The sequence below is a fragment of the Phenylobacterium sp. genome, from assembly GCF_030697925.1.
Taxonomy (GTDB): Bacteria; Pseudomonadota; Alphaproteobacteria; order Caulobacterales; family Caulobacteraceae; genus Phenylobacterium.
Genome location: NZ_JAUYOJ010000074.1, coordinates 1 through 2,730 on the forward strand (window position 1 = coordinate 1; position 2,730 = coordinate 2,730).

Sequence of the window (2,730 nt, forward strand, 5' to 3'; positions counted from 1 at the left end):
CGGCGCCTCGAAGAAGGGGGGGAACAAGCTTCGCAGACGGTCAAAGAGATGATCGCCGTAGGCGTACAACAATTCAGCCACCGACAAGCCGGTCGAGGCGGAAAGTCGGCCCAGCAGCACGACGATCTCGTCATGGGCGTAGGTGTCGGTCGCCGCATAGACGCCGCCGGAGGCCAGCCCCTGGGGATCAAGCATGACGTCGGCGGTCTCAAGCCCGAAACGGCCCTCCACCATCTCGACCAGTTCGGTAAAGACTATCCCCTTCATGTCGTTTCACCCCACAGCTTGCTTTGCGCCCAAGCTAAACCCATGCGGGTGAAGAAAGAGTGCTGAGCACACGACTGAGAGGTCCCGTGCGCTAATGTCGCAGGCTGGTGTGAAGAGGCGGACTGTTCTTGGTCTAGACGATCGATGTCCCATCGCGTGGTGCAACCGCGGGGGGCGAGGGGGCGAGGGGGCGAGGGGGCTAGGACGGCGGGGCGCCGCCATCACCGTCGCCGGGCGCCTTGCCGCAAGGTCTTCGACGGCAGTTCGCCGAAGCGGCTTTGATACTGGGCGGAAAATCGGCCGAGGTGGGTGAAGCCCCATTTCAAAGCGATATCGGTGACCGAGGCGATCGTGACGGAATCCTGCAGGTCCTGGCGAACCCCAGTGAGCCGGATCTCGCGCAGGTAGGTCATCGGCGGCATGTGTTTGAAACTCTGGAAACCCGAATTCAGAGCGCGCACGCCGACGCCGCATTCAGCAGCGATCTCGGCGGCGGAGAGCGGTCGCGAGGCGTTCGCCCACATGAACTCTATCGCCCGCTTTACATAGTAGGGGGACGCGCTGCCCATCGGCCGCCGAAGGTCGGCGGAGAAGCGGTGGGGAACGTTCTCGAGCAACAGCGCGATCATCGTGTCCTTCAATCGCTTCATGGCGATCGGGGACTTGAGCAAGGGCGCGTCGTTTGCAAGGCCGGCTCTCAGCGCGATCGCGAGCGCCGAAATCGCTGGGCCGACGCCTGCGGTCAGGCTCACGCTCGGCGCGAAATCGAGCGGCCCCTGAACCGGACGCTCGATCAGGTCGGCCAGGTGTGCGGCCATCTCGGTCCGCCCTACGCCGATCGCCAGCAGCTCGCTTTGCTCGGAGAAGGTCTTGCGCGAGCACAAGGTGAGATCGCCCAAGCACGCCGAGTCCGATGTGGACCGCGTTCGTCTGGAGCCCTCTCTCAATTCGAGCGAGCCGCTCAGGCCGAGATACAGGCAGTAGAGATCCAGGCCGGAGCCCTCGATCGTGTCCAAGATCGCTCCCGTCGGGAGCAGCGAGTCGAAGAAGAAGTCGAAGTAGTAGACCGTCGTCTGGAAACGAATATCGCGCCGATGGTTGAGTGGGCGAACGCGGACCTCCGCCATCTGCCTGGAGAGAATTCCCGACAACTCGTCAGCGTCATCGCTAACGATCCGGGTAAAGTCCCGTTCTCGGGTCTTGCGATGCATGTCGGCGAGGGTTCCAATTCACGACCGCCGTCACCTCCGCCCAAAGGGCTGAGCTTGTTGAAAGGTCAACGGCGACGCCGGGGTAACCTTACGCGCGGGCGGCGATCCCGAGTGTCGACAAGGTTCTGACCGCCAACTGCAACCTAGAATATCCGATTCTGGAGCCAAGTATCCCTGTTCGGCAACGAAATACCGCTTCCTGGCTCGGGGCTAGCAGCTGATCGCGAATATTTACCATTACCTAATGTTCAATATAAATATCTGAATCCGTACGAAAATCCTAACCTTGGGCGGGTTCAGGCGGGCCTGGCGCCACCCCAGTGAAGGGTGTTCGGCGCCACGCAATATTCTGGAGATATCCAAGCGATGTCGTTTCTCGACAACCTGAAGCTGACCAACAAGTCGTTGGTTCCGTTGCTGTGCATGGCGTTACTGTTCGCCGGCGTGGTCGCGTTCGGTGCGGTTCGACTGGTCGAGATGGGGCGGCGCTCCAGCGACCTCGTCGAGCATGCCGATCCCGCGGCGGCGCGCGGCATCCGGGCCGCCCGGGCGGCCAACCAGGTTGCCTACGACGTCTATCGCGTCATCAACTATGAGGGCGACAGCGCTGACGCCAAGGCGGCGCTCGAGGATGTCGCAGCCACCGCGAAGGCCGGCGACCGCTTCCTCGACGAAGCGGCGCAACTACACCCGGCCAAGGCCGCTGAGTATGCCGCTTTCAGGGCCCGTTTCGACGCCATCGTCTCCGACGCCCAAGGGCCGCTCGCCGTCGGCTTGGCGACGCCCGGCCTGGAGCGGGGGAGCCGGCTGACACCCGCGGAGCTGGACGCAATGGCCGGCGGCGTCAGGCAGATGGTCCAGGTCGATCGCCAAATCACGACCTTCGTAAAGGACCTAGTCGCGTTCAACGAAGCCCTGATTGCGGAAAACAAAAGCAAGGCCGAGGCGCTGAACCGGGCGGCCAGCCAAGCCGTCTGGTCCATGGTGATCGTGGGCCTGCTGGCGATCCTGGCGGGCGTGGCGACCTCTATCTGGATGACCTTGACCAAGATCACCCGGCCTCTCGGACGCCTGGGTGAACGGATGGAGACCCTGGCCGGCGGCGACCTGCGGGTCGAAGTCGAGGGTCAGGGCCGTCGCGACGAGATCGGCGCCATGGCCAGGACGGTGCAGGTGTTCAAGGACAACGCCCTGAAACTGCGGGCCGCCGAAACCGCCGCCGAGGAGCAGCGAAACCTGGCCGAGGCCGAGC

The 2,730-nt window shown here is 63.5% G+C and carries 3 protein-coding genes; 1 reads left to right on the forward strand and 2 read right to left on the reverse strand.

Features of this window, described 5'->3' with window-relative positions; translation table 11 throughout:
• Both Q8Q88_RS07110 and Q8Q88_RS07115 read right to left on the reverse strand, forming a co-directional pair.
• A partial coding sequence (locus tag Q8Q88_RS07110) for a heme NO-binding domain-containing protein (RefSeq protein WP_305673548.1) occupies positions 1-267 on the reverse strand: 267 nt, incomplete at its 3' end.
• A 221-nt stretch (positions 268-488) separates the two neighbouring features.
• Positions 489-1,478, reverse strand: a complete 990-nt coding sequence (locus Q8Q88_RS07115; protein WP_305674504.1) for an AraC family transcriptional regulator — start codon at positions 1,476-1,478, stop codon at positions 489-491.
• A 366-nt stretch (positions 1,479-1,844) separates the two neighbouring features.
• Between Q8Q88_RS07115 and Q8Q88_RS07120 the strand changes: the two genes are divergently transcribed.
• Positions 1,845-2,730: HAMP domain-containing protein (locus Q8Q88_RS07120; RefSeq protein WP_305674505.1), on the forward strand; the 886-nt coding region annotated here is incomplete at its 3' end.

Bases quoted from the DNA above. Each gene is read 5' to 3' on its own strand.
- Q8Q88_RS07115 (WP_305674504.1), bottom strand. From the start codon at position 1,478: ATGCATCGCAAGACCCGAGAACGGGACTTTACCCGGATCGTTAGCGAT.